The 21,672-nt window shown below is 56.6% G+C and carries 24 protein-coding genes; 14 read left to right on the top strand and 10 right to left on the bottom strand.

Annotated features, from left to right (window positions below):
• Nucleotide 1: 1 nt before the first annotated feature.
• From ACTG4M_RS08690 to ACTG4M_RS08655, 8 genes are all read right to left on the bottom strand, one after another.
• A complete protein-coding gene (locus ACTG4M_RS08690) occupies nucleotides 2–1,294 on the bottom strand; it encodes an ArgE/DapE family deacylase (protein WP_439123259.1) in 1,293 nt (430 codons plus the stop codon).
• Between the two features lie 9 nt (nucleotides 1,295–1,303).
• Nucleotides 1,304–1,957: a 3-oxoacid CoA-transferase subunit B gene (locus ACTG4M_RS08685; RefSeq protein ID WP_439123258.1), complete on the bottom strand. Its 654-nt coding sequence runs from the start codon at nucleotides 1,955–1,957 to the stop codon at nucleotides 1,304–1,306.
• Nucleotides 1,944–2,636 (bottom strand): CoA transferase subunit A, encoded by a 693-nt coding sequence (locus ACTG4M_RS08680; protein ID WP_439123257.1) that lies wholly within the window; start codon nucleotides 2,634–2,636, stop codon nucleotides 1,944–1,946. The genes ACTG4M_RS08685 and ACTG4M_RS08680 overlap by 14 nt, the downstream gene beginning before the upstream one ends.
• Nucleotides 2,633–3,985: an aminotransferase family protein gene (locus ACTG4M_RS08675; protein ID WP_439123256.1), complete on the bottom strand. Its 1,353-nt coding sequence runs from the start codon at nucleotides 3,983–3,985 to the stop codon at nucleotides 2,633–2,635. The genes ACTG4M_RS08680 and ACTG4M_RS08675 overlap by 4 nt, the downstream gene beginning before the upstream one ends.
• Nucleotides 3,982–4,752, bottom strand: coding sequence for an amino acid ABC transporter ATP-binding protein (locus ACTG4M_RS08670; RefSeq protein WP_439123255.1), 771 nt, complete (start codon nucleotides 4,750–4,752; stop codon nucleotides 3,982–3,984). The genes ACTG4M_RS08675 and ACTG4M_RS08670 overlap by 4 nt, the downstream gene beginning before the upstream one ends.
• 15 nt (nucleotides 4,753–4,767) lie before the next feature.
• Nucleotides 4,768–5,424, bottom strand: a complete 657-nt coding sequence (locus ACTG4M_RS08665) for an amino acid ABC transporter permease (protein ID WP_439123254.1) — start codon at nucleotides 5,422–5,424, stop codon at nucleotides 4,768–4,770.
• Nucleotides 5,425–5,442: 18 nt separating this feature from the next.
• Nucleotides 5,443–6,090 (bottom strand): amino acid ABC transporter permease, encoded by a 648-nt coding sequence (locus ACTG4M_RS08660; protein WP_439123253.1) that lies wholly within the window; start codon nucleotides 6,088–6,090, stop codon nucleotides 5,443–5,445.
• Between the two features lie 184 nt (nucleotides 6,091–6,274).
• Complete coding sequence (locus tag ACTG4M_RS08655) at nucleotides 6,275–7,051, bottom strand: transporter substrate-binding domain-containing protein (protein WP_439123252.1); 777 nt, start codon at nucleotides 7,049–7,051, stop codon at nucleotides 6,275–6,277.
• A 140-nt stretch (nucleotides 7,052–7,191) separates the two neighbouring features.
• Between ACTG4M_RS08655 and ACTG4M_RS08650 the strand changes: the two genes are divergently transcribed.
• Nucleotides 7,192–8,151: a LysR family transcriptional regulator gene (locus ACTG4M_RS08650; RefSeq protein WP_439123251.1), complete on the top strand. Its 960-nt coding sequence runs from the start codon at nucleotides 7,192–7,194 to the stop codon at nucleotides 8,149–8,151.
• Nucleotides 8,152–8,160: 9 nt separating this feature from the next.
• On the opposite strand, the gene ACTG4M_RS08645 is transcribed toward ACTG4M_RS08650, so the two are convergent.
• Complete coding sequence (locus tag ACTG4M_RS08645; RefSeq protein ID WP_439123250.1) at nucleotides 8,161–8,778, bottom strand: helix-turn-helix domain-containing protein; 618 nt, start codon at nucleotides 8,776–8,778, stop codon at nucleotides 8,161–8,163.
• Between the two features lie 101 nt (nucleotides 8,779–8,879).
• Here ACTG4M_RS08645 and ACTG4M_RS08640 point away from each other — a divergent pair, with 101 nt between their 5' ends.
• Genes ACTG4M_RS08640 through ACTG4M_RS08620 form a run of 5 tightly spaced genes read left to right on the top strand, consistent with a single transcriptional unit; the run spans nucleotide 8,880 to nucleotide 12,486 of the window.
• On the top strand, nucleotides 8,880–10,070 hold the full coding sequence (locus ACTG4M_RS08640) for an LLM class flavin-dependent oxidoreductase (protein WP_439123249.1): 1,191 nt from the start codon (nucleotides 8,880–8,882) through the stop codon (nucleotides 10,068–10,070).
• The gene (locus ACTG4M_RS08635; protein ID WP_439123248.1) at nucleotides 10,063–10,740 is read left to right on the top strand and encodes a glutathione S-transferase family protein; all 678 of its coding nucleotides are present in this window, start codon (nucleotides 10,063–10,065) and stop codon (nucleotides 10,738–10,740) included. Before ACTG4M_RS08640 ends, ACTG4M_RS08635 begins: the two co-directional genes overlap by 8 nt.
• Nucleotides 10,740–11,222, top strand: a complete 483-nt coding sequence (locus ACTG4M_RS08630; protein ID WP_439123247.1) for a flavin reductase family protein — start codon at nucleotides 10,740–10,742, stop codon at nucleotides 11,220–11,222. The genes ACTG4M_RS08635 and ACTG4M_RS08630 overlap by 1 nt, the downstream gene beginning before the upstream one ends.
• On the top strand, nucleotides 11,219–12,115 hold the full coding sequence (locus tag ACTG4M_RS08625) for an alpha/beta hydrolase (RefSeq protein ID WP_439123246.1): 897 nt from the start codon (nucleotides 11,219–11,221) through the stop codon (nucleotides 12,113–12,115). The genes ACTG4M_RS08630 and ACTG4M_RS08625 overlap by 4 nt, the downstream gene beginning before the upstream one ends.
• The gene (locus ACTG4M_RS08620; protein WP_439123245.1) at nucleotides 12,112–12,486 is read left to right on the top strand and encodes a nuclear transport factor 2 family protein; all 375 of its coding nucleotides are present in this window, start codon (nucleotides 12,112–12,114) and stop codon (nucleotides 12,484–12,486) included. Before ACTG4M_RS08625 ends, ACTG4M_RS08620 begins: the two co-directional genes overlap by 4 nt.
• A gap of 167 nt (nucleotides 12,487–12,653) precedes the next feature.
• Here ACTG4M_RS08620 and ACTG4M_RS08615 read toward each other — a convergent pair whose 3' ends face one another.
• The gene (locus ACTG4M_RS08615) at nucleotides 12,654–14,534 is read right to left on the bottom strand and encodes a sigma 54-interacting transcriptional regulator (RefSeq protein WP_439123244.1); all 1,881 of its coding nucleotides are present in this window, start codon (nucleotides 14,532–14,534) and stop codon (nucleotides 12,654–12,656) included.
• Nucleotides 14,535–14,944: 410 nt separating this feature from the next.
• Here ACTG4M_RS08615 and cynS point away from each other — a divergent pair, with 410 nt between their 5' ends.
• From cynS to ACTG4M_RS08575, 8 genes are read left to right on the top strand one after another with little or no spacing between them, the layout of a single operon-like run.
• On the top strand, nucleotides 14,945–15,388 hold the full coding sequence (gene cynS, locus ACTG4M_RS08610; RefSeq protein WP_439123243.1) for a cyanase: 444 nt from the start codon (nucleotides 14,945–14,947) through the stop codon (nucleotides 15,386–15,388).
• 3 nt (nucleotides 15,389–15,391) lie between these two features.
• Nucleotides 15,392–16,216, top strand: a complete 825-nt coding sequence (locus ACTG4M_RS08605; RefSeq protein WP_439123242.1) for an ABC transporter ATP-binding protein — start codon at nucleotides 15,392–15,394, stop codon at nucleotides 16,214–16,216.
• A gap of 13 nt (nucleotides 16,217–16,229) precedes the next feature.
• Complete coding sequence (locus tag ACTG4M_RS08600; protein ID WP_439123241.1) at nucleotides 16,230–17,489, top strand: ABC transporter substrate-binding protein; 1,260 nt, start codon at nucleotides 16,230–16,232, stop codon at nucleotides 17,487–17,489.
• Nucleotides 17,486–18,298 carry an ABC transporter permease gene (locus ACTG4M_RS08595; RefSeq protein WP_439123240.1) on the top strand — a complete coding sequence of 271 codons (813 nt, stop codon included), beginning with the start codon at nucleotides 17,486–17,488 and terminating at the stop codon, nucleotides 18,296–18,298. Before ACTG4M_RS08600 ends, ACTG4M_RS08595 begins: the two co-directional genes overlap by 4 nt.
• 25 nt (nucleotides 18,299–18,323) lie before the next feature.
• Nucleotides 18,324–18,866: an OsmC family protein gene (locus ACTG4M_RS08590; protein ID WP_439123239.1), complete on the top strand. Its 543-nt coding sequence runs from the start codon at nucleotides 18,324–18,326 to the stop codon at nucleotides 18,864–18,866.
• 23 nt (nucleotides 18,867–18,889) lie between these two features.
• Nucleotides 18,890–19,990: an acyl-CoA dehydrogenase family protein gene (locus ACTG4M_RS08585; protein ID WP_439123238.1), complete on the top strand. Its 1,101-nt coding sequence runs from the start codon at nucleotides 18,890–18,892 to the stop codon at nucleotides 19,988–19,990.
• A gap of 17 nt (nucleotides 19,991–20,007) precedes the next feature.
• Nucleotides 20,008–20,862, top strand: a complete 855-nt coding sequence (locus tag ACTG4M_RS08580) for a sulfurtransferase (RefSeq protein ID WP_439123237.1) — start codon at nucleotides 20,008–20,010, stop codon at nucleotides 20,860–20,862.
• Entirely contained in the window at nucleotides 20,852–21,472 is a 621-nt protein-coding gene (locus ACTG4M_RS08575; protein ID WP_439123236.1) for a 2-hydroxychromene-2-carboxylate isomerase, read from the top strand. Before ACTG4M_RS08580 ends, ACTG4M_RS08575 begins: the two co-directional genes overlap by 11 nt.
• Nucleotides 21,473–21,672 lie beyond the last annotated feature (200 nt).

Below are 21,672 nucleotides of genomic sequence, written 5' to 3'. Positions count from 1 at the left end.
ATTAGACCTCTTCTGTGCCGCACCAGTCGGCGATGAACATGGCAGTGGCCTTGGTAATACGGCGCAAGCTTTCCAGATCGACACGTTCGTTAAAGCCATGGATCGCCTCTGCGCGGGGACCGTAGACCAGTGCTGGAGTGTCGGCATAAAGGCCAAAGAAGCGCGCGTCGGTGGTGGCGGTAATCGCCTCGCGCTGCAACGTCGTACCAGTGACCGACCGGTGCGCCTGTTCTAAGGCACTAATTGCCATCGCTGCATTGTCAGAGCTGTCTTGTGACAGCGCATACCCTTCGGCGTGAAAGCCATGATAAACGATTTCCGGCAGCGCGTTGCGCAAGAACGCGTTTTCGCGTGCTGCATCCAAGATGACCTGTTCGATCTCTGCTTTTGCAGCTTCGATCGATTGACCGGGAAAAAGCCCCATACGTACGTCAAAGACACACCATGCAGGCACAGAGCTTGTCCAATCGCCGCCTTCGATTTTGCCAATATTCAGGTTCAACGCATGGTCCATATGGGCATAGTCGTCGGGGCGGTTTTCGGCAGCATTCCAACGATGTTCCATTTCGTGCAGGGCCTGTATCAACGGAATGGCCGCCTCGATGGCGTTTGATCCAGTTCCGGCATAGGCGACATGTGTCGGTCGTCCCTTGAGATGCACCTGAAACCAGACAACCCCCAACTGGGCCGTCACCAGATGTTCAGAAAAGGGTTCAGGGATCAGCGCCGCATCTGCGGTATAGCCGCGCGCAAGACAGGCCAATGCACCATTGCCGGTACATTCCTCTTCGACCACCGATTGATAGAACACGTCACCAGCGGGGGCGAAACCGCATGCTGTCAGGGCATCAAGGGCAAACAGGTTGGATGCCAGTCCCGCCTTCATATCGCCGCCGCCGCGCCCGTACAGCCAGCCATCCGCCACACGCGGTTCAAATGGTGGGCTGTCCCACATATCGAGAGGCCCTTCAGGCACAACATCAATATGACCATTCAGGATCAGAGACTTGCCACGCCCCGAACGCGCTTTGTGCACACCCACCACGTTGACCGCGTCGTCATAGGGGCCAAGCACCGGCGAAAAGCCAGGCAAGTGCTGGATGTCTTCGATGTCGATCTGCCAGCGATCCACTTCATAGCCGCGAGTGGTCAGTTCGGCAGCCATAAAATCTTGCGCTGATTGTTCGTTACCACGGGTCGAGGGATGCGCAGTAAGGTCGGACAGAAATTTTACCTGTTGGTCAAAATTTGCATCCACTGCATCACAGAGGCGGGTTTTCAGGTCGTCGGTCATGCGAAAGCCTCAAAAGGTCGGCACAGGGGCGTCGGGCAGGATCAGTGGCGCGCCTGTTGCTTCGATGACGTCTGCCGTGCTGATGCCCTCTCGGGTTTCAACAAGGGCAAATCCCTGAGCGGTGACATCAATTACCGCCATATCAGTAAAGATACGCTCCACACAGCCACGCGCAGTCAGAGGCAGCGAACAGGTCTGTTTCAGCTTGGGATTCCCGGCGCGATCTGTATGGCTGGTTAGAACCACCACGCGCCGCGCCTTTTGCGCCAGTTCGATACCACCACCGGCACCGGGGCTGAACTTACCGGGGATCTTCCAGTTCGCCAGATCCCCCGCAGCGCTCACTTCGAACGCGCCCAGCATGGTCAGGTCCAGACGCCCAGACCGCACAATAGCAAAGCTGGTCGCACTGTCGAAACAGGACGACCCCGGCACGGTAGACACATAGGCCCCGCCAGCATCAATCAGGTTGCGATCTGCCGCGTCGTATCCTTTGGCCGGGCCGATCCCCGCAAGACCGTTTTCAGTATGCAGACAAACCGGGAAATCGGCTGACAGATGATTGACCACTTTGGTCGGCAATCCGATCCCCAGATTGACCACCATGCCCGGTGCAATTTCACGGGCCGCGCGGGCGACCATGCGTTCCCTAGCGTCGGACAACGGCATATTCCTCGGACAGAGTTTCAAGTTCGACCACGTGATCGACAAACACACCCGGCGTGTGCACATCATTGGCGGCGATCCCGCCCAGCGGCAGAACCGTTTCGGCCTCGACGATGACACGGGTAGCGGCCATGGCCATGAGCGGATTGAAGTTCTGCGCTGTGGCAACATAAGCGGCATTGCCGAACAGGTCGGCACGGTCGGCATGCACCAAGGCCACATCGGCGCGCAGGGCGGGTTCCACCAGATAGGATTTGCCGTTCATCTCGACAATCTGCTTGCCGACAGCCAGTTCCGTGTCGATCCCGATATCGCTCAGTACAGCACCAAGCCCGGCCCCGCCTGCGCGAATACGTTCGGCAAGGATACCTTGTGCATTGAATTCGACCTCAATAGTGCCGTCGTTCATGAGGCCAATGGCATGACTGTTCAGACCAAGATGCGTGGTGATCAGCCGAGCGACCTGACCGTTTTGCAATAGGTGATCAAGACCCATGCCCGGCTCATTTGCATCGTTCTTGATCAGGGTCAGATTGCGCGTGCCATGCGCAACCAGCGCTTGGATCAATGTCATTGGCGTGCCCGGCACCCCAAAGCCGCCGATCATGACATTGTCACCGTCTTTTATGCCCGAGATGGCGTCTTTGATGCTGCAGGTTTTGTCGGGCAGTCTCACGCAGCGTCCTCCACCGGCAAGCCAATTTCAACGGCAAAGGCATCAAGCGCGTCGCGCAGGATCGCCATCATGTCAGCGATCTGTTCCTTGGTAATGATCAATGGCGGCGCGACAAGAAAATGGTCGCCTGCCTTTCCGCCACGGGTGCGGCGCGAATAGATGATCAGCCCACGGTCATAAGCCAATTCCACCAGCCGTTCATGCGCTTGGAGCTTTGGTTCAAGTGGCTCCATCGTGGTGCGGTCTGCAACGAACTCGAACGCGGTAAGCAAGCCCTTTCCACGCACATCCCCGATAAAGGGATACCGATCCATCAAGGCCCGCAATTCAGCCATCAAGACCTCACCCATTCGGGCCGCGTTTTCGATCAGATTCTGGTCCTGCAATTCCTCGAGCACTGCCAAACCTGCGGCACAGGCCAATGGATTGCCAGCGTAGGTAAATCCATGCAGAAAGCCGCCCGCATCCAGCACCGGTTCGACCAATCGCGCCCCGGCGACAATTGCACCAAGCGGCGCATAGCCCGCACCAAAGCCTTTGGACAGCGCGACGATGTCAGGTGTGATGCCCCAATGCTCGGCGGCAAGAAATTTACCGGTGCGCCCCGCACCGGTCATGACCTCGTCATAGATCAGCAGCACACCGAATTCGTCACAGATTTCACGGACACGACCGTAGTAACTGTCAGGTGCAACCAGCGCGCCGGTTGAGGCCCCACCGACCGGTTCCATCAGGAAGGCCAACACCGTCTCAGGCCCCTCAGCGATAATCTTGTCGCGCAGCATCTCGGCATATTTCAGACCGCGTGCTTCTTCGGTCAGGTTGTCGCGATCCAGATAGGTCGCCGGTGCGGCCACTTTGGGCATGCCCGACATCATCGGCGCAAACGGTTTACTCAGCGGATCATAGCCCGTCAGGTCAAGCGCCCCAAAGGTGCAGCCGTGATATGATGGGAACCGCGAGATCACCTTGTGCCGCGCCCCCTCGCCCTGCGTCAGTGCATATTGCCGAGCCAGTTTGACCGCGCTTTCCACCGCCTCGGAACCGCCAGAGACAAAGAACACACGATCCAAACCATCCGGTGTCATCTCAACAGTCTTGGCCGCCAGGTCTTCAGACGGATGGGTGCGGAAATGCAGACGATAGCCAAAGGTTGCCTTATCCATCTGGGCCTTGATCTTGGCCAGAACCCGCGGGTTCGAATGGCCGATATTCGACACCATCGCGCCGGATGACCCGTCAATGTACCGTTTGCCGGACTCGTCGATCAGATAGATGCCCTCTCCGTGATCCAGAAATGGGCGCGGATTGCGGGATTGATAGAACAGATATGAAGGCGCATCGGTCACGCGACACCTGCCAGATGTTTGCGAAGAAATTCACGGGTGCGGTCTTTGGTCGGGTTCTTGAACACGACGCTGGGCGGTCCCTCTTCGACCACGACACCCTGATCGATGAAAAGCACACGATCGCAAACCGACGCCGCGAAATCCATCTCATGGGTGACGATGATCATCGTCATGTGCTCTTCAGCCAGCTTTTTCATCACCATATTGACCTCATCCACCAGCTCGGGATCGAGCGCCGAGGTCGCCTCGTCAAACAGCATCAGCTTGGGCTTCATTGCCAAGGCGCGGGCAATCGCGACACGCTGTTTTTGGCCGCCCGAAAGCCGCGACGGGTAATAGTCAATCCGGTCGAGCATCCCGACCTTGTCCAACTGTTCTTCGGCCAGCGCGTTCGCCTCTTCCTTGGACAGACCCTTGAGCATCTTGGGCGCCATCACAACATTTTCGCGCGCGGTCAGATGCGGGAACAGGTTGAAGTGCTGGAACACCATGCCGATGTCCTGACGCATCGCGTTGATGTGCTTTTCGTACTGGCGGTGCGGCAGTTCCTTGTTGACCTGCACCCCATCCAGCCAGACTTCGCCACCAGTCAGTGAATCAAGATCGTTGATCGCGCGCAGCAAGGTGGATTTACCCGATCCGGATGGGCCAATGATGGCAACGATCTGCCCACGCTCCACGTTTAGGCTGATATCCTTGAGCACCTCAAGCGGCCCATACGATTTCTGAGCGTGACGAATTTCGACAAATTGGCTTTGGTCAGTCATGTTCGGCCTCTTTGATCAGCGAGAAATGGCGATGCGACGCTCGATCCGGCGTTGCACCCATTCCATGCCGAGGTTGATGACGTAGTAAAACGCAGCGGCAACGAGGTAGAACTCAAACGGCCGGTAGGTTGCACCAATGGCACGCTGGGCAGACAGTGTCAGTTCGCTCACCCCAATTACCGACACCAGTGCACTGTCCTTGAGAAGCGCAATCATGTTGTTGCCAATCGGCGGGATCACATCGCGCACTGCTTGCGGGATCACCACTTTGCGAAGCGCTTGACCTCGGCTTAGGCCCACAGTCCGTGCGGCCTCCATCTGACCCTTGTCCACAGACAGGATTGCTGTCTGGATCAGTTCAGAATTGTAGACCGCAAAATGCAGCCCCAAGCCGATGATCCCGGCAACAAAGGCAGGCAGGTCGATACCGATCTGCACGAGCCCAAAATAGATGAGGAAAAGTTGCAATAGCAGCGGCGTCCCCATGAACACCCATTCGATCAGCCGGAATGGCAAACGAATGACCGCAGGCGCATAAAGCGCGATCACCGCAAAGACGATCCCACCGAAAAAGCTCAGGACGGCGGCGGCGACCGCAATCGCAATCGTCCAAAGGCAGCCCAGCAAGATCACATCGAGGTGTGCGGGAACAACGCTAAAGTCCAGACCCATCTGTCTACCCTTTCCCGGTCAGGTGATCTGCACTTTGCGATCCAGCCAGGCCACGGCCCGTCCGGTCACATAGATGATGATCATGTAAAGTATCCCTGCCAGTAGGAACATCTCGAACGGTTTGTAGGTCGACCCGATATAGCGCTGCGCGGTGTAGGTCAGTTCGACCACCGAAATCGCTGCAACCAGTGCGGTTGCCTTGATCAACATGTTCAGGTTCACACCAAAAGGCCGCACCATCAACCGCGCCGCTTGCGGCAGGACAACCTTATACGTCGCTTCCCACTGACTAAGTCCCAAGGTCCGTGCGGCCTCGCGCTGGCCTTTATCGATCGAGATGATGGCACCGCGAATGGTTTCAGTCATGTAAGCACCCGCATTGATGCCAAGCCCGATCACACCCGCCTCGAACGCATCTAGCTGAATCCCGATCTGCGGACCGCCGAAATAGAGGATGAACAACTGGATCAGCGCCGGCGTGCCCCGAAACAGACTGACATACGCCGCGCCTGTAAATCGCAGAACAGCAAAACGTGACAACCGTGCCGCAGCCCCAAGCGTGCCGCAGGTCAGACCCAACAACGCGGTCAGAACAGACAGCTGGATCGTGACCCAAGCGGCCTCTAGGAAAAACGGATAGACCCGTAGGATCAGGTCGATGTCCATGTCACGCCCCTGTGGCTGATTGGAAATGTCCGGCATTACCTGCCGGATTGCGCACGTCGAAAGTCACCCTGCCTTCGGCAGTTATCGCAACAGCGATCCTGCAAAAGCTATTCACCCAAGCGCGGTCTGCGCAACTGCTGAAGTCAGCAAAGCCCCCGCCCAATCAGGCAGGGGCCCAGTCTGATCAGCGGATGTCGTCGCCGACCCATTCTTCGGCGATCTGCATATACGTGCCATCCGCCATCAAAGCATCAAGCGCCGCTTGCATCTCGGCGGCCAGTGCCGGGCTGCCTTCACGAATGGCGATGCCAGCACCGAAAGGTTCGGTCGTTGGGTCTGCGAACATCTGGTATTCCTGACCCTTCTCATTCATCGCCAGAATGGCCGCGATAGAGTCGTTGACAATGGCATCAACGCGACCGTTCTCAAGCTCCAACAAAAGCTCGGGCAGGCCCTTGTAGGTGTTGATGTCATAACCCCGCTCACGCGCCCAATCTTCGTGGGTTTCACCCAATGTCAGGCCAACGCGCTTGCCTTCGAGGTCGTCAAGGCTTTCGATACCCGATCCCGGCTTCGAAAAAATTGCACGCTTGTCGGAATAGTACGGACCAACGAAATCAACAACTTCGTCACGTTCATCGGTAATGGTCATGGAACCAACAATGGCGTCATATTTGTTGGCCAGCAGACCACCAATGATGCCATCCCAAGCAGTCGTGATGATCTCAACCTCAAGCCCCATGCGTTTGGCGATCTCGGCACCAATGGCCGGATCAAAGCCGACCACTTCGTTCTGATCGTTGACAAAGTTGAACGGAGGATATGCGCCAGACATCGCGATGCGAATGACGCCTTCTTCCTTGAGGGTATCGAGTTCTTCTGCGCTGGCAGCAGTCAGCCCGGTTACGGCAAAGCCTGCGGCGACAATGGCAGTCTTCAAGATCGTACGGCGAGAATTCATTTTGGTCTCCATGTTGGATTGGTCTGGATGGCTGTCGGCCAAGAAACTGTCGCGGGTTAACCCCGCTGTGCGAAAAGACTTGCACGACGCTGGACCATCGCGCAAATAAATATAAACAACCTTAAATATAGATGAAAACTATGAGCCTACCAAAGCAACAACGCTTTCCATGGAACCTCGACTGGAACTTGCTGCGCACCTTTATGGTCGTGGTGGAACAACGCGGCATCTCAAAAGCGGCAGATTTCTTGGGCCTCAAACAGCCAACGGTTTCGGCCGCGCTTAAGCGTCTTGAATACTCTGCCGGCACTCAGCTGATCATCCGAAAACCCAATGAATTCACCATCACCCGCCCCGGTCAGGTGCTTTACACCGAGTGTGCAAAGATCTTTGGCACCATCTCGCAACTGCCCTCACTCCTCGACATCGATGAGGCGGAACTGCGCGGGCATCTGTCTATCGCCATAACCAGCTCTGTGATGTCCGAACACTTTGACGAGGTTTTGCACGCGTTTTCCCAAGCGCACCCGCATGTCACTTATGCATTCTCGGTAAATGAAAGTGATGATGTGGCCACGATGATTTCCCAGAACCGCGCCAGCCTTGGGATTTGCCTACTGTCGCAGATGCCGCAAAACCTCGATTCGAGGGTGCTCTACCGTGAGTATTTCGGCCTTTACTGCGGGGCCCGGCATCCGCTGTTTCATGCGCCAGACATCTCGCTCGATGATCTCAGGGGCGAGCCCTTTGTTGCCTTCCAGACCGAAGCCGAGGGCAAACCGCTAGAGGCGATATCCCGTCTGCGGGCCCAGCTTGGCTTGGCCAATAGCTGGCGCGGCGTGTCGTCCAGCCTCAATGAAATCCGGCGTATGATCATGGCCAATATCGGCATCGGCGCTCTGCCACTGCACGTCGCTCAACGCGATGTCGACGCCGGTCGCTTGCGTCAACTACCGCCCTACGACGACCTTCCACAGGTGGACATTTTCCTGATCAGCAACCCGAGCCGCCGCCAGTCCGATGCAGAGTCAATGTTCCTAACCGCATGCCGCAAGGCGCTGTCGGCAATTGATCTGACCGACCGGACCTACAAATCCTGAACGACCTGCCTACCAACTTATCCGAACCGGTGACATCGCCCAAACCATCGTCGCCTCTTGGTCGGTTCGGTTCCGAAACCGATGCGCGATCATCGACGGGTAGGAAAAGCTGTCGCCTTTCCGCAGAACGATTAATTCATCACCCAACCGCAACTCGACCTCTCCGGTAAGGACGATCGCGTGCTGTTCCCCCTCAAAAGTATAGCCTTCAACCGGATCCGGTGGCGCACCGGCGTTCGGCGGAAACCGCGACAGGATGAGGTAGCACTGTCCGGAAAGCGTGCTCGACAACAACTCGTCTTCGAACCCCAGTTCTTCGGTCGTCCGTGTGTACATTCCTGACAGGCTGCGGCGGTTTTCAGCCCGAACAACATGGCTGCGCTCCAGTGGCCCTGCACCTGACTGCGTCGGAAAGAACCAATCGGGATCGACGGACAGCGCGGCGCTGATTTCCGACAAAAGCTCTGATGACACGTTGGCTGACCCAAGCTCGATCCTGCTGAGATACGCCGTCGAACAGGACACCGCTTCGGACAAGTCGTTCAAAGTAAGGCCCCGCGCTTTGCGAACCTCTCGGATCTCGCTGCCAAGTCGCTGGGCGTCTGTTTCCGGCACATCTGTTTTCATACATCCGAGATAGAAGATTTTAGTTGATTTTTCGAGTATTTTTGAACTTAATTGAAATATATTTCGATTTTCAACTTATCGCACATGTTTGGGAGGACGTCATGCGCTTTGATTTGATTGCCAATTTCAGCCCCGGCGAGACGATTCCCTGGACACGCACCCTTGAGATGATCCTTGAACAATGCACGCTTGCCGAACAGGCGGGGTTCACCACAGCGTGGTTTACCGAACATCATTTCGCGCATAACGGCTATATGAACGCGCCGCCCAACCCGATCCAGATGTGCACCCACGTCGCGGCCCATTGCAAAAAACTGCGCGTCGGAACAGCCCCGATCATCTTGCCTGACTGGCACCCGCTGCGTGTCGCCGAAGACGTTGCAATGCTCGACAACATGACGCTGGGCCGGGTCGATTTCGGTGTCGCCAAGGGCATCAACGAACGCTCCACGATCCAGTTCAACAAAGATGCCGACCGGCGCGACAATGCCAAGGTAATGCGGCTTTATCAGGAAAGCCTTGAGATCATCCTCAAGGCCTGGACCAACGAGGCGTTCACACACAAGGGTGAATTCTACCAATTCCCGGTGCCAGGCTGGAAGGAAACCAACCGGTTCTTCGAACCACTGGATCCGCGTTATCACGACGAAGATGGCGAATACAAAGCCATGTACGTCCACCCGCGCCCATATCAGAACGGCCACCCCCCTGTTTGGCTCATGTCGAACGCACCACCCACCTTCAAACTGGCTGGTGAACAAGGCTGGGGGGTGATTTCCATGTCATCTGGCCCCAAAGCCACGCGCGCTTGCTGGGAACCTTACCGCGCCGCTCTGTCCAAGCGCGAAGGACGCGATGTAAAACTGGGTGAAGGTGTGGGTGTGTGCACCGCCTTCTATGTCGGCGAAAGCATGGAGGAGGCGCTCAACACGATCCGGGGTCCGATCAACGCTTATTACGAATTCCTTGGCGGATCACGGCCCGCAGGGGAATGGACGAAGCAAGGCTACCTTGACATCGGAGAAGAGATGACGCCCGAAGATGAGGACAGCGACTGGTTCGATTTCCTCAACAAGCGCGGGATCATCGTAGTGGGCGATGCCACTTACGTGGCCGAACGGTTTGCCGAGAAACAAGAGACTATCGGGCTCGACCACCTCATGCTGATGCAGCAGTACACCGGCGTGCCTTACGAGAAAATCCTCGCCAGTTGGAACCGCTTGTTCGAACATGTCGTGCCAAAGTTCGGCACACAATCCATCGCTGACAAACGGGTGCTCGAAAATGCTTGAGATCTGGGGACGCCCCTATTCATCCAACGTTATCCCGGTCATCTGGACGGCCAATGAACTGGGTTTGGACTATACGCTGCAATTGGCGGGCGGCAGTTTCGACAAGCTCGACACGGACGCCTATGAACGGATCAACCCGAACCGCATGATTCCAGCAATTCGCGATGGCGACTTTGCACTTTGGGAAAGCCTGTCGATAGTGCGGTATCTGAGTGACCGTTACGGCACAGGCACGCTTAGCCCGTCCGATGTTCAGACCCGCGCGATTGCCGATCAGTGGATGGAATGGTCCGCCAGCCGTGCCTTCATGCCGGTGATCTATCTCTTCTTCGCCACGGTCCGCACTCAACCCGACCAACGCGATCCGGCAAAGATCGCCAAACTGCGCGACGAGGCGCACGAGGCCTTGACGATCCTTGATGCCCATCTCGCCGATCAACCCTACGTCTGCGGCGATGCGTTCACGATGGGAGACATTCCACTTGGGTGTATCGCGTATCGGTATTTCAACGTGGAGGTCGATCGCCCACCCCTGGCCAATATCGAGGCGTGGTACAATCGGCTTGCGGAACGCCCTGCCTACCAAGACCACGTCATGCGCCACTTTGGCACCAACCCCGATGAATGGGCAGCATTGGAAAAGGCCTGCGCCAGCGAAGGGGTGCTGTGATGGACACCCAAGATTACCGCCGCGCACTGGGGTCATTCCCAACCGGTGTCACCATCGTGACAGCCTATGACACCGATCACGACCCATGGGGCCTGACAGCCAATTCCTTCACCTCTGTGTCGCTGGAACCACCGATGGTTTCCGTCTGCATCGCCAAGTCGGGCCGCGTGTTCCCAACCTTGTCAATGTCGGGCCATTTTGCCGTGAACATCCTATCCGCCGCACAACAGGACTTGGCGCTGCACTTTGCCAGCAACGTTGAAAACCGGTTTACCGACACGGATTGGGCTGCGGGTGGCACTGCCCCACTCCTGCCCGGCGCGTCCGCGCATTTAGAGTGCATCATCCATGACCGTGTGGATGCGGGCGATCATGAAATCCTTTTGGGCCGGGTGATGAAATATGCCCATACGCCCGTACCACCCCTTGTCTATTGCCGTGGCAATTTCTTTGCCGCGCCGCTACCGGAGGTTATGAGATGAGCGATCATCTGACGTATCACACCCGCTTTACCCCGGCCGAGTTCAACGCCCAGTACAATCTGCGCGCGGGTCGTCCAGATTACGAAGAAACGGTCATTCCCGGCTGGACAACCGACAGCCAAACGGCACGCGACTCGTCAGACTGCACAATTGATGTTCGGTATGGCGAGGGCGACAAGCAAAAGCTGGATGTTTTTCGATGCGGCGATACCTCGGCTCCGACGCTGGCTTATTTCCACGGCGGTTACTGGCAGCGCGGCGACAAATCCATCTACAGCTTTATCGCCCCGCCTTTTACTGCGGCAGAGATCAACGTGGTCGTGGTTGGCTATGATCTGTGCCCCGCGGTTACGATCACCCGTATTACGGAAGAGGCGCGCGAAGCGATGGCCTATATCTGGCGCAACGCCGCCGATTTGGGCATCAACCCGGATCGCATTACAGTGATGGGCCATTCCGCAGGTGGGCACATCACCCAGATGATGATGGCCACCGATTGGCCCAGCTTCGGAGCCGACCTGCCCACTGACATGATCAAAGCGGGCATTCCGGTCTCGCCGCTTAGCTATCTGGAGCCTGTCCGCCTGACTGAAGCCCTGAATGCAGGCATCCGCATGGACCCGACCGAGGCAGAAGCCGAAAGCCCAATGACCAATCACCCGCCTATGACAAACGCCCCACAACTTGTTGTGGTGGGCGGAGCAGAAACCGACGAGTTCCACCGTCAAGCCCGCATGTATGTCGACAAATATGAAACGGCAGACCGCAAGATGGGTCTCTATTTCGTGCCGGGCGTTGACCATTTCGATGAACTGAATGTGCTGGTCGATCCCGCCAGCCCATTCTTCAAACACACCTGTGACATGCTTCAGGGAAAAGGACCAAACTCATGACAGACCTGACCCGCGCTCTAGTCGATTCCGTCGGCGACGCGTTTAACGCCAACGATATCGACGCTGTAATGAAACATTTCGCCCCGGATGCGACGTTCGATCATGCTGTTGGCCCCGAAGAGTACGGCGTCCGCTTTGAAGGTGCCGACACCATTCGCGGTGTATTCGCTGGCCTGTTCGACAAGGTCACCAACGTCCATTGGGAAACCTTGGACTGTGCGATTGCAGGGAATAAGGCCTACTGCGAATACCGCCGCACCGCGACCCACAAAGACGGCAGCAAGGAAGAGTTCCTAAGCGTGGACATCCTTACATACCGCGACGGGCTGATCGTGCACAAAGACACGTATTACAAACAACGCATCAGCTAGGGTGCTTTGGCTGCAAATGGCCGGGCCTTGGCCTATGGGGTTCGTCCCCGGCGCCTCTTTGTCGTCAGCAGGCTTTGGAGAAAAAGAAGCGCGTCCCAGAGGCAAGGCGGTGCCACTTGTTTGTGATCCTGTATGAGACAGATGTGACCCGGTGTGCTGACTCTTGATCACCTCGTCGCATCATTGTTTTCATGCTCAAACCAATCGCGTTTTGTGATCTCGAATGATTTAATCCGCGAGTGGACCGTTGTGGGAGCCAATCCAAGCAGGGCCGCGGCACCAGACGGCCCAGATACCCGACCCTTTGATCGCCGCAGGCAGGCCACGAGATTGTTCCGTTCGATCCGACGAATTTCAGCGTCGGAAAAGACCTTGTTTTCTGGGATCGACGCAACCTCCCCTCCGTCTTCGAAATTGAAACGAAGCTTTCCGCCGCGTGCCAATATGGCGGCGCGTTCAATCACGTTTTGCAATTCGCGGACGTTTCCGGGCCAATCATAACCGCACAGGTCGTCAATGTTTGCCTTTGATAGGCGCGCTTCAGGCAGCCGCAATCGACGGGTGGAGAGTTTGAGAAAATGTTGCGCCAGATAAGGAATGTCCTCGCGACGGCTGCTGAGAGGCTCGCAGCGGATGGGAAAGACGCTCAGAGCAAAGTAGAGGTCCTGACGAAATCGGCCTGCGGCGACTTCGGCCTGCAAATCACGCGAAGTGGTCGAGACAATTGTCAGAGACACCGGTGTATCGACAGAGTCTCCAAGGCGGCGGTATGTGCCGTCTTGCAGAACATTCATCAGCTTGGCCTGAAAATCAGGGCTTAGTTCAGAAACCTCGTCCAGATGCAGCGTACCGTTTTGCGCAAGCGCAATCTGTCCGGCTGTATCCCGCGTCGCGCCCCGAAAAGCACCTCTTCGGTACCCAAAGAAATCGGCATCCAATGTCCGGTGTGACGCGGGTGAACAATGCAGCTTGACCAAAGGGCGTTTACGCCGGTCGCTGGCTTCATGGATGGCAGAGACGGCAAGGCTTTTTCCCGTCCCGCTGGCCCCGGTGATCAGGACATTGGTTGACGTGCCCGCGACCAGATCAATTTGTGCGTTCAAATTGCGGATCGCAGGAGATTGGCCGACGATCCCCATATGGGACCGCTCAGAACGAATTTCGGTAAGAAGATAATCGTTTTCCTGTTCCAGGGCGATGCGCAGGTCCTCGACTTCGGCAAGTGCCTCGCGCAGCTTGCGTTCGTTCTCTTTGCGCTCGGTCACATCGCGGAAAATGACCACAGCGCCAGCAAGCACATTCTGATCGTAGATCGGAGTCGACACATATTCGACCAGGATCGGCTTGCCATCCTTGCGCCAGAAGGCATCGTTTTCGACGCGTTGCGTTTTGTCCTTCCTAAAGGTGTCGTAGATCGGGCATTCGTGCGGGGGAAAGACGTCACCGTTCAAATGATGATGGTGAATGATCGAATGCAATTCGCGCCCGATCAAGTCTTTTGCATCCCACCCCAACATGTCTTGTGCAGCTTGGTTGACGAAGGTGGCTTTGCCCTCGGCGTTTATGCCGTAGATACCCTCTCCTGCGGCATCAAGGATCAGTCGGTTTTGGGCCTCTACTTCTTTAAAAAACCCATACACAGTCTGCCATTCGAACAGCCCCGCTTTATAGTGGGCGTTCTGGTCCGATGCGCGTTGGCGGCGTTCCTGAGCGTCCAGATCAAGAAACGTGAGCATCACGCAGTGCATATCAGTCTCTGGCAGATGGGTGCCGTATGTTTGCAAGCGCAAGTCGATCCCGTCTTGGTTCTGGAACGAAAGAGCTGTGTCCAGATAGCTGCCAAAGTGGAGCGTTGCCTCAAGGAACACAGCCATCTCCATGCGCGGGCTGCGCAGGTAGTCTGACAAAGGTTTTTGTTTCAATCCCTCCCCGAACAGCGCTTGGGCAGCGCTGTTGTGTGCCTCGATACGCCCCGCGCGCGCGTCAACCAATAACGCTGGAAGCGGATTGATCGACAGCGCATCACGCAATGTAGAATCATCAAGCATGTGCCGATCATGACCCGATCAAGCGCAGCAGAACCAAATACGAGTTCTCGTAGATTACGAGAACTCGTTTCCTGTGCATATTAATAAGTCATTAAAATCAGGAGGATCGCTTTTTTGAGCGATTGATGATCCCCCCTTAAGCCGTACCAAGCAACGTGTCACCTTTGACCCAACATCGGAAAGGTGCACCTCATGACCGACGACTTCCTTGGCGACACAGGCACTCAGGACAGCGGTTTGCGATACTGCCACAACGGCATCTGCAGAGCTCCCGCTCAGGACGTCTCCCCCTCAAATGCAACACTGCACGCCGATTTCCCAACCACGAGCAAAGACGAAATAGAGCGTCGGTAATTCGCCGGCCTTTTAGTGACGCAGACCATCACGAGATAACTCTTGGAACTATATAAATGCTGACCAAAGAAGACGTGACCACAATGATCCTTGTCGCCAAGAAACAGGCTGGCCTGTCTTGGGAAGAGATCGCCGCAAAAATTGATATGTCGCCGGTCTGGACGCATTCCGCCGCCGTGGGAATGAATGCGTTTCCCGCCGACAAAGCCGCGCTCATGGTCACCGCGATGGGACTGCCCCAAGAGGCCGCCGCTGTCCTGCAAGAAAGCCCAACGAAAATCTGGGAGCAGGCAGTGCCTACCGATCCCTGCATCTACCGACTTTACGAGATTGTCGGCGTTTATGGCCCAACCTTAAAGGCACTGATCCAAGAAGAGTTTGGCGATGGGATCATGTCGGCCATTGATTTCGATATGTCTGTGACCCGCGTGGAACATCCCAAAGGCGACCGGGTCAAGATCGAGATGTCCGGTAAATTCCTTGGTTACAACAGCTGGTAAGGGATGATGCAGCACGATTTCCCCAACCTTTCCGTGGCCCAAGAAGTGGCAGCTACCCCGCCCGGATCTGGCGTCGACGTTCGTGTGGCAGCCGTCGCGCACAGCTACAACGCGGCGGACGGGCGGGTATTGAATGGTGTTGATCTGACAATTGAGCCTGGCTCGGTCGTTGCTCTGATTGGGCGGTCGGGGTCAGGTAAATCGACATTGCTTCATATTATTGCCGGGCTGATCAAACCCAGTGAAGGGTCGGTACGCATTGGCGGGCAAGCCGTGATGGGCCCCAGCCCTTCTTGGGTGATGATGTTTCAAGCGCCATCACTTTTCCCATGGATGACCGTCGCACAGAATGCGGCACTTGGCCTGAAGTATGCAGGCAAAATGGCCGAGGCAGACACCCGCGTGGCAGAGGTCCTCGACCTCGTCGATCTTGCGGCCTTTTCAAATCGTAACGTTCAAGATCTGTCAGGCGGCCAGCAACAGCGGGTTGCGCTGGCCCGGTCTTTGGTTCCCAGCCCGGATGTTCTGCTGTTGGATGAACCATTCTCTGCGTTGGATATGTTCACGCGTCAATCCATGCAGCAGGACGTACGGGCCATCGCCAAACGGCTTGGCCTGACCTTAATCCTTGTGACTCACGACGTGTCAGAGGCCGTGTTGATGGCCGACCGCGCCGTGTTTCTCAAATCTGGCGAGGGAGTGATTGCCGATGACACGGCTGTTGCGCTTTCCGAGGCGGACCGGCTGTCAGACAGAACAGCCTTCAAAACCGAATTGACCCGGTTAAACGCCATCTACGCCGACCTTCAAACCCCTGATACCTTTTAAGAAAGTAGCTGCGATGTCCGATCACTTTGATAAACCCAGTGACCTTCACACCGCGTGTTGCGGACACGGTGGCGTAGATCATCACAAACGCCAAACGCTGGATATGTTGGCGCAGGGCGGCTTGGCTGCAATGCTTGGCGGGCTGGCCGCGTCACTGCCATCTATTGCGCAGGCGCAGGACGATGATGTGGTGCGGATCGGCTATTTGCCGATCACCGATGCGACGCCTCTGCTGGTCGCCCACGCCAAAGGCTACTTTGCCGACGAAGGGCTTGAGGCCGAAAAGCCAACCCTGATCCGTGGCTGGGCGCCCCTGATCGAAGGCTTTACGTCGAACAAGTTCAACTTGGTACATTTTCTCAAACCGATCCCCGTTTGGATGCGCTACAACAACAACTTTCCTGTGAAGATCATGGCATGGGCTCATACCAACGGCTCTGCCTTGGTCGTTGGCGGGCATACTGAGATCACCGATTTTGCTGGGCTGGGTGGCAAACAAGTTGCGGTGCCGTTTTGGTATTCGATGCACAACATTGTGCTGCAATACGCTTTGCGCGCCGCAGGCATCAAAGCGGTGATCAAATCCCAGGACGAACCGCTTGCACCAGACGAGTGCAATCTGCAGGTTCTCCCACCGCCTGATATGCCGCCCGCCTTGGCCGCCCGTAAAATCGACGCCTATATCGTGGCCGAACCGTTCAACGCTTTGGGTGAATTAAGGGCCAACGCACGGATGTTGCGCTTTACCGGCGACATCTGGAAAAACCACCCCTGCTGTGTCGTCTGCATGAATGAAGAGACCGTCAACGCCAAGCCGGAATGGACCCAAAAGGTCATGAATGCCGTCGTGCGTGGGGCGATTTATGCAAGCCAGAACAAGGCAGAGGTCGCAGAACTGCTCTCTCGTGACGGAGAAGGATATCTACCCGCACCGGCCCCTGTCGTGACGCGCGCGATGACCTTGTATGACGACCACGAGGCCTACACCGAAAGCGGCGCGATTCAGAACCAGGCGGAGTTCCAGAATGGGCGGATCGATTTCCAGCCCTGGCCTTATCCTTCGGCAACCAAGCTGATCGTCGAGGCGATGTCCGACACGGTTGTCAGCGGCGACACCACGTTCCTGACCGATTTGGATGCCGATTTCGTGACGCAGGATTTGGTCAACTATGACTTTGTCAAAACCGCCCTCGAAGCCAACCCCGAGTGGATGAATGATCCGTCTGTCAACCCGGGCGATCCATTTGTGCGCGAGGAAATCCTGAAACTATGAGCATGATTGCCGACACCCAAAGGTTGCGCAGCTTGCCCAGCTTGGGCCGGTATCGCCCATTGATGAACGCCATCATCGGTATGGGTGGACTGCTGGTTCTGTGGTGGCTGGGCGGACGCGCAGTGGCGAACAATCCCGATATGTTCGCCTTTGCCGACTTTGCCCCCGCCCCGACCATGTCCCGGCTGTGGGTCATGGTCACATCGGGCGAGGTGCTCGATATGGCGGGGCCGTCGCTCTACCGCGTGGGCTACGGAATGTTGATCGCTATCGTGATCGGGGTGCCTTTGGGCATCTTGATCGGTCGGATCGCGCAACTGCGCGAAATCACCAATATCCCATTCCAGTTTTTGCGCATGATTTCGCCGCTTTCGTGGATGCCGATTGCCGTGATGGGGTTTGATACATGGGACGCCGCGATCGTATTTTTGATCGCCGTCGCCGCGATCTGGCCCATTGTCTTTGCCACTGCGGCAGGCGTGCGCCGCATTGATCCGGCATGGATCAAGGTCGCGCGCAATCTTGGTGCAAGCCCAAAACATATGCTGACCACCGTGATCCTGCCCGCTGTCGCCACGGATATCTTTACCGGCATCCGGCTGGCCCTTGGTGTGGCCTGGGTGGTGCTGGTGCCGGCAGAATACCTCGGCGTCACGTCGGGGCTTGGTTACGCGATCAACGACGCCCGCGACACCCTCGAATATGACCGACTGTCGGCCACCGTCGTGGTCATCGGCGTGATCGGTTTCACCCTCGATACCTTGTGTCAGAAGGCCATTGGCCGCCTGAACTGGACCCGAACAACCTGAATTTACCAAACTGGAGGATACCACCATGTCTGAACCCGTAACCGCACTGACCGGTTGCCTTGCGCCTATCGACAAGACTGGCCTGGACGGCTTGATCGAGACCAGCAAAGCCAACCCTGAAGTTATCAAGACCCTGAAGTGCAAGACCGTGGCCGAGGGCAAATTCCGTCACGCGAACTTCATCCGCAATCTGGAACCCTACATCGTGGATGAGCCCCCCGGCCTGCTGGGTGATGACACAGCTCCAAACCCGTCCGAGGCGTCTCTTGCAGCGCTTGGTTCCTGTGTTGCCGTCGGCTTGCACGCCAACGCCGTGCATCGCGGCATGACGGTGAACAAGCTGGAACTGGAACTGGAAGGCGATCTGAACATCACCGCCGTCTGGGGCACAGGCGATCTGAACGAAGCGAAACCCATCGGCTTCACCGACGTGCGCATCAAGGTCGACATGGAATGCGAAGGCACGCCGCAGTCGGTGGTGGATGAACTGGTGGCGCACGTCATCAAATATTCGCCTGTTTTCAACACCTTCTCACGCCCAGTCAACATGGTCGCCGAGACCATCTGACAGCCAAACCAAAGGAGACCGCAATGACACTACAGGAAAGAATAGCTGACCCATCGGCCATGCTGACCCGCGTTGATGCGGTCGCCGCGACCCAACTGATGCCATTGGTACGCGAGATTGACAGCGGCCTATATCCCGAAGACATCATGCGCGCCTTTGGCACCGCTGGGGCCTACGGGAGCCACGTGTCACCCGATATAGATATGGGCCAGACCATCCAGGCGATTGCGCGTGGCGGAGAAGAATGCATTTCCACAGCATTCTGCATGTGGTGCCAGAACGCCTTGGCTTGGTACGTGGCGTCTTCGGACAACACTGCGCTCAAAGCCACCCTGCTCCCCAAAATCGCAAAGGGCGAAGCTTTGGGCGGTACAGGTCTGTCCAACCCGATGAAAACCTTCTTTGGCATCGAAAAGATGCGCCTCAAAGGAACAAGGACCGACAAAGGCTATACCGTACGCGGGTCGCTTCCCTGGGTGTCCAACGTTGGCGAAGATGGCTATTTCGGTATTGTTTTCAGTGTCGAAGACGAAAGCGGCATCAAACACGTGATGGCAGTCGCCCGCGGAGATCAGCCCGGTGTAAAGACAGTGCTTGACCACGATTTCATGTCCATGGCCGGCACAGCAACGCGGTCTGTACAGTTTCGCGACGCCCTGATCGAAGACCTTTTCATTCTTGCCGACCCGATTGACAGCTACCTACAAAAGATCCGCCCCGGCTTTGTGCTGATGCAGACAGGTATGGCGCTTGGCATGGTCCGCAGTTCCATCAAACTGATGGAACAGGTTCGCGGCCCGCTGGGCCATGTGAACAAGTACTTGGAAAAGCAGCCTGAAGACTTTCAGGCGCAGCTCGATGAGCTGGAAGCAGAGATCATGGAGCTCGCCAAAACCCCCTACGACACATCAATTGGCTATTTTCGCCGCGTGATTACTGCCCGCTTGCTGGGCGGCGAAGCATCCACCGAGGCTGCCCATTTTGCCATGCTGCATTGCGGTGCACGCGGGTTCGTCAGTCAGGGTGCCGCGCAACGGCGATTGCGTGAAAGCTATTTCATCGCGGTGGTCACACCTGCAACCAAACAACTTCGCAAAATGCTGGCCGAGCTTCCGGCTGCTTGAACCGAAAGGAATTGAACATGTCTTCTGTCCTGATTTCCCCATCTGAATTGGCCGCAATGCCCACCGATGATATCGTGATCATCGACACCCGCGCGCCCGAAGGCTTTGCTGCAGGCCACATCGCAGGGGCTGTAAACCTGCATGACATCTTCACCTATTTGGCGACCTCGACCCCTGAAGGGATGGCCGAATTGACCCAGAAATTCGCCGACGCTTTCGGGTCAGCGGGATTGGATGGCACCAAGACCGCGGTGCTTTACGAGCAGTCGATGAACACAGGCTTTGGCCAGTCCTGCCGCGGCTATTTCCTGCTAAGTTATTTGGGGTATCCGAACGTCAAGGTCCTGCATGGCGGTTTTGAGGCCTGGGTTGCTGCTGATATGCCAGTGACCACAGACGCACTCTCGCCCCTGCCTGCAATCTTCCCGATTGATCCGGCGGCTGCATCGCTCATGCTGGATGTCGATGACATGAAGGCGGCGCTGGACGATGACGCAATTACGCTGCTGGATGTGCGCGATGTAGACGAATGGATCGCCACAAGCTCCTCACCATACGGACCAGATTTCTGCCCACGCAAAGGTCGCATTCCCGGCGCGAAATGGATCGAATGGTATCGTATGATGAAGCCAACGGCCGACGGTGCAATGATCAAATCCAGCGAAGAGGTTTTGGCCGAATGTGCCAGCGTTGGGATATCTGAAGACACGCCTGTCTACATCTATTGTTTCAAAGGCGCACGGGCGTCCAACACGTTTCTGGCGCTCAAAGAGGCGGGCGTGAAAGACGTACGGATTTATTTCGGATCATGGAACGAGTGGTCGCGCGACCCCAGCCTGCCCATCGAAGAGGGCCGGCCTTTTGCCAGCTGACCCGATCATTGACTACTATTTCGCGCCAATGTCCGGCTATGCCTACCTAGGGCATGCCCAGCTGCTCGAGATCGCCTCCCGCGCCGGAGTTGAAATACGCTATCACCCACTGGACATGGCAAAAGTCTTTGCTGCGGCGGGGTCTTTTCCTCCGGCAAAATACCCCGCCGTGCGACAGCATCACCGCAAAGCGGATATGAAACGTTGGGCTGAAGTGCTCGACCTGCCGCTCAATGACACGCCAAAGTTCTGGCCCGCACCGATGTCTCTGGCATGCCAAGTCATCACAGCGGCCCGTGACGCCGGAGTGGACCAAGGCGCCGTAAGCCATGCCATTCTGGCTGCTGTATGGGTGCATGACCTTAACATCGCGGATACGGCGGATATCACACTAGCGCTAGACAAAGCAGGTCTTGACGCCAAGCTATTGCTAGGCACTGCAACGGCACCCGAGACTGTCGCCAAAGCCGAGGCGCATACTACTGGCGCCATTGATTTGGGCATTTTCGGATCACCCACCTATTGCGTAAAGGACGATTGGTTTTTTGGTCAGGATCGGCTTCCGCTCTTGCAAACTCTTCTCGAAAAGTCCTCTGAGAATAAAGTCTAAGCGGTTAGCTGAAAACGAGATTCGAGAGCCTCCCGAAACGGCTAAATCCACAATGCGCATTGATTGAGAATAAGGCTCAGCCAAACCAATGGCCCGCGCCTTAGCCGCCCTAGATTTGTCACGGTTTGATCGCGATCTCACAGATCAACGTGACTCTGTTGTGCGATACAGCCGATGCGAACCTGCCGCATCAAACCCTC

Origin of the sequence: Marivita sp., assembly GCF_965656765.1 — a bacterium.
In the GTDB taxonomy this organism is placed as follows: domain Bacteria; phylum Pseudomonadota; class Alphaproteobacteria; order Rhodobacterales; family Rhodobacteraceae; genus Marivita.
The sequence above is the reverse complement of the archived record's forward strand: the minus strand, read 5'-3'. Positions and strand labels throughout refer to the sequence as shown.

What these genes read in the sequence shown, in the direction of transcription:
- ACTG4M_RS08690 (WP_439123259.1), bottom strand. Translation starts at nt 1,294, where the DNA reads ATGACCGACGACCTGAAAACCCGCCTCTGTGATGCAGTGGATGCAAAT.
- ACTG4M_RS08670 (WP_439123255.1), bottom strand. Translation starts at nt 4,752, where the DNA reads ATGACTGACCAAAGCCAATTTGTCGAAATTCGTCACGCTCAGAAATCG.
- ACTG4M_RS08665 (WP_439123254.1), bottom strand. Translation starts at nt 5,424, where the DNA reads ATGGGTCTGGACTTTAGCGTTGTTCCCGCACACCTCGATGTGATCTTG.
- ACTG4M_RS08660 (WP_439123253.1), bottom strand. Translation starts at nt 6,090, where the DNA reads ATGGACATCGACCTGATCCTACGGGTCTATCCGTTTTTCCTAGAGGCC.
- ACTG4M_RS08655 (WP_439123252.1), bottom strand. Translation starts at nt 7,051, where the DNA reads ATGAATTCTCGCCGTACGATCTTGAAGACTGCCATTGTCGCCGCAGGC.
- ACTG4M_RS08650 (WP_439123251.1), top strand. Translation starts at nt 7,192, where the DNA reads ATGAGCCTACCAAAGCAACAACGCTTTCCATGGAACCTCGACTGGAAC.
- ACTG4M_RS08645 (WP_439123250.1), bottom strand. Translation starts at nt 8,778, where the DNA reads ATGAAAACAGATGTGCCGGAAACAGACGCCCAGCGACTTGGCAGCGAG.
- ACTG4M_RS08640 (WP_439123249.1), top strand. Translation starts at nt 8,880, where the DNA reads ATGCGCTTTGATTTGATTGCCAATTTCAGCCCCGGCGAGACGATTCCC.
- ACTG4M_RS08635 (WP_439123248.1), top strand. Translation starts at nt 10,063, where the DNA reads ATGCTTGAGATCTGGGGACGCCCCTATTCATCCAACGTTATCCCGGTC.
- ACTG4M_RS08630 (WP_439123247.1), top strand. Translation starts at nt 10,740, where the DNA reads ATGGACACCCAAGATTACCGCCGCGCACTGGGGTCATTCCCAACCGGT.
- ACTG4M_RS08625 (WP_439123246.1), top strand. Translation starts at nt 11,219, where the DNA reads ATGAGCGATCATCTGACGTATCACACCCGCTTTACCCCGGCCGAGTTC.
- ACTG4M_RS08620 (WP_439123245.1), top strand. Translation starts at nt 12,112, where the DNA reads ATGACAGACCTGACCCGCGCTCTAGTCGATTCCGTCGGCGACGCGTTT.
- ACTG4M_RS08615 (WP_439123244.1), bottom strand. Translation starts at nt 14,534, where the DNA reads ATGCTTGATGATTCTACATTGCGTGATGCGCTGTCGATCAATCCGCTT.
- cynS (WP_439123243.1), top strand. Translation starts at nt 14,945, where the DNA reads ATGCTGACCAAAGAAGACGTGACCACAATGATCCTTGTCGCCAAGAAA.
- ACTG4M_RS08605 (WP_439123242.1), top strand. Translation starts at nt 15,392, where the DNA reads ATGATGCAGCACGATTTCCCCAACCTTTCCGTGGCCCAAGAAGTGGCA.
- ACTG4M_RS08600 (WP_439123241.1), top strand. Translation starts at nt 16,230, where the DNA reads ATGTCCGATCACTTTGATAAACCCAGTGACCTTCACACCGCGTGTTGC.
- ACTG4M_RS08595 (WP_439123240.1), top strand. Translation starts at nt 17,486, where the DNA reads ATGAGCATGATTGCCGACACCCAAAGGTTGCGCAGCTTGCCCAGCTTG.
- ACTG4M_RS08590 (WP_439123239.1), top strand. Translation starts at nt 18,324, where the DNA reads ATGTCTGAACCCGTAACCGCACTGACCGGTTGCCTTGCGCCTATCGAC.
- ACTG4M_RS08585 (WP_439123238.1), top strand. Translation starts at nt 18,890, where the DNA reads ATGACACTACAGGAAAGAATAGCTGACCCATCGGCCATGCTGACCCGC.
- ACTG4M_RS08580 (WP_439123237.1), top strand. Translation starts at nt 20,008, where the DNA reads ATGTCTTCTGTCCTGATTTCCCCATCTGAATTGGCCGCAATGCCCACC.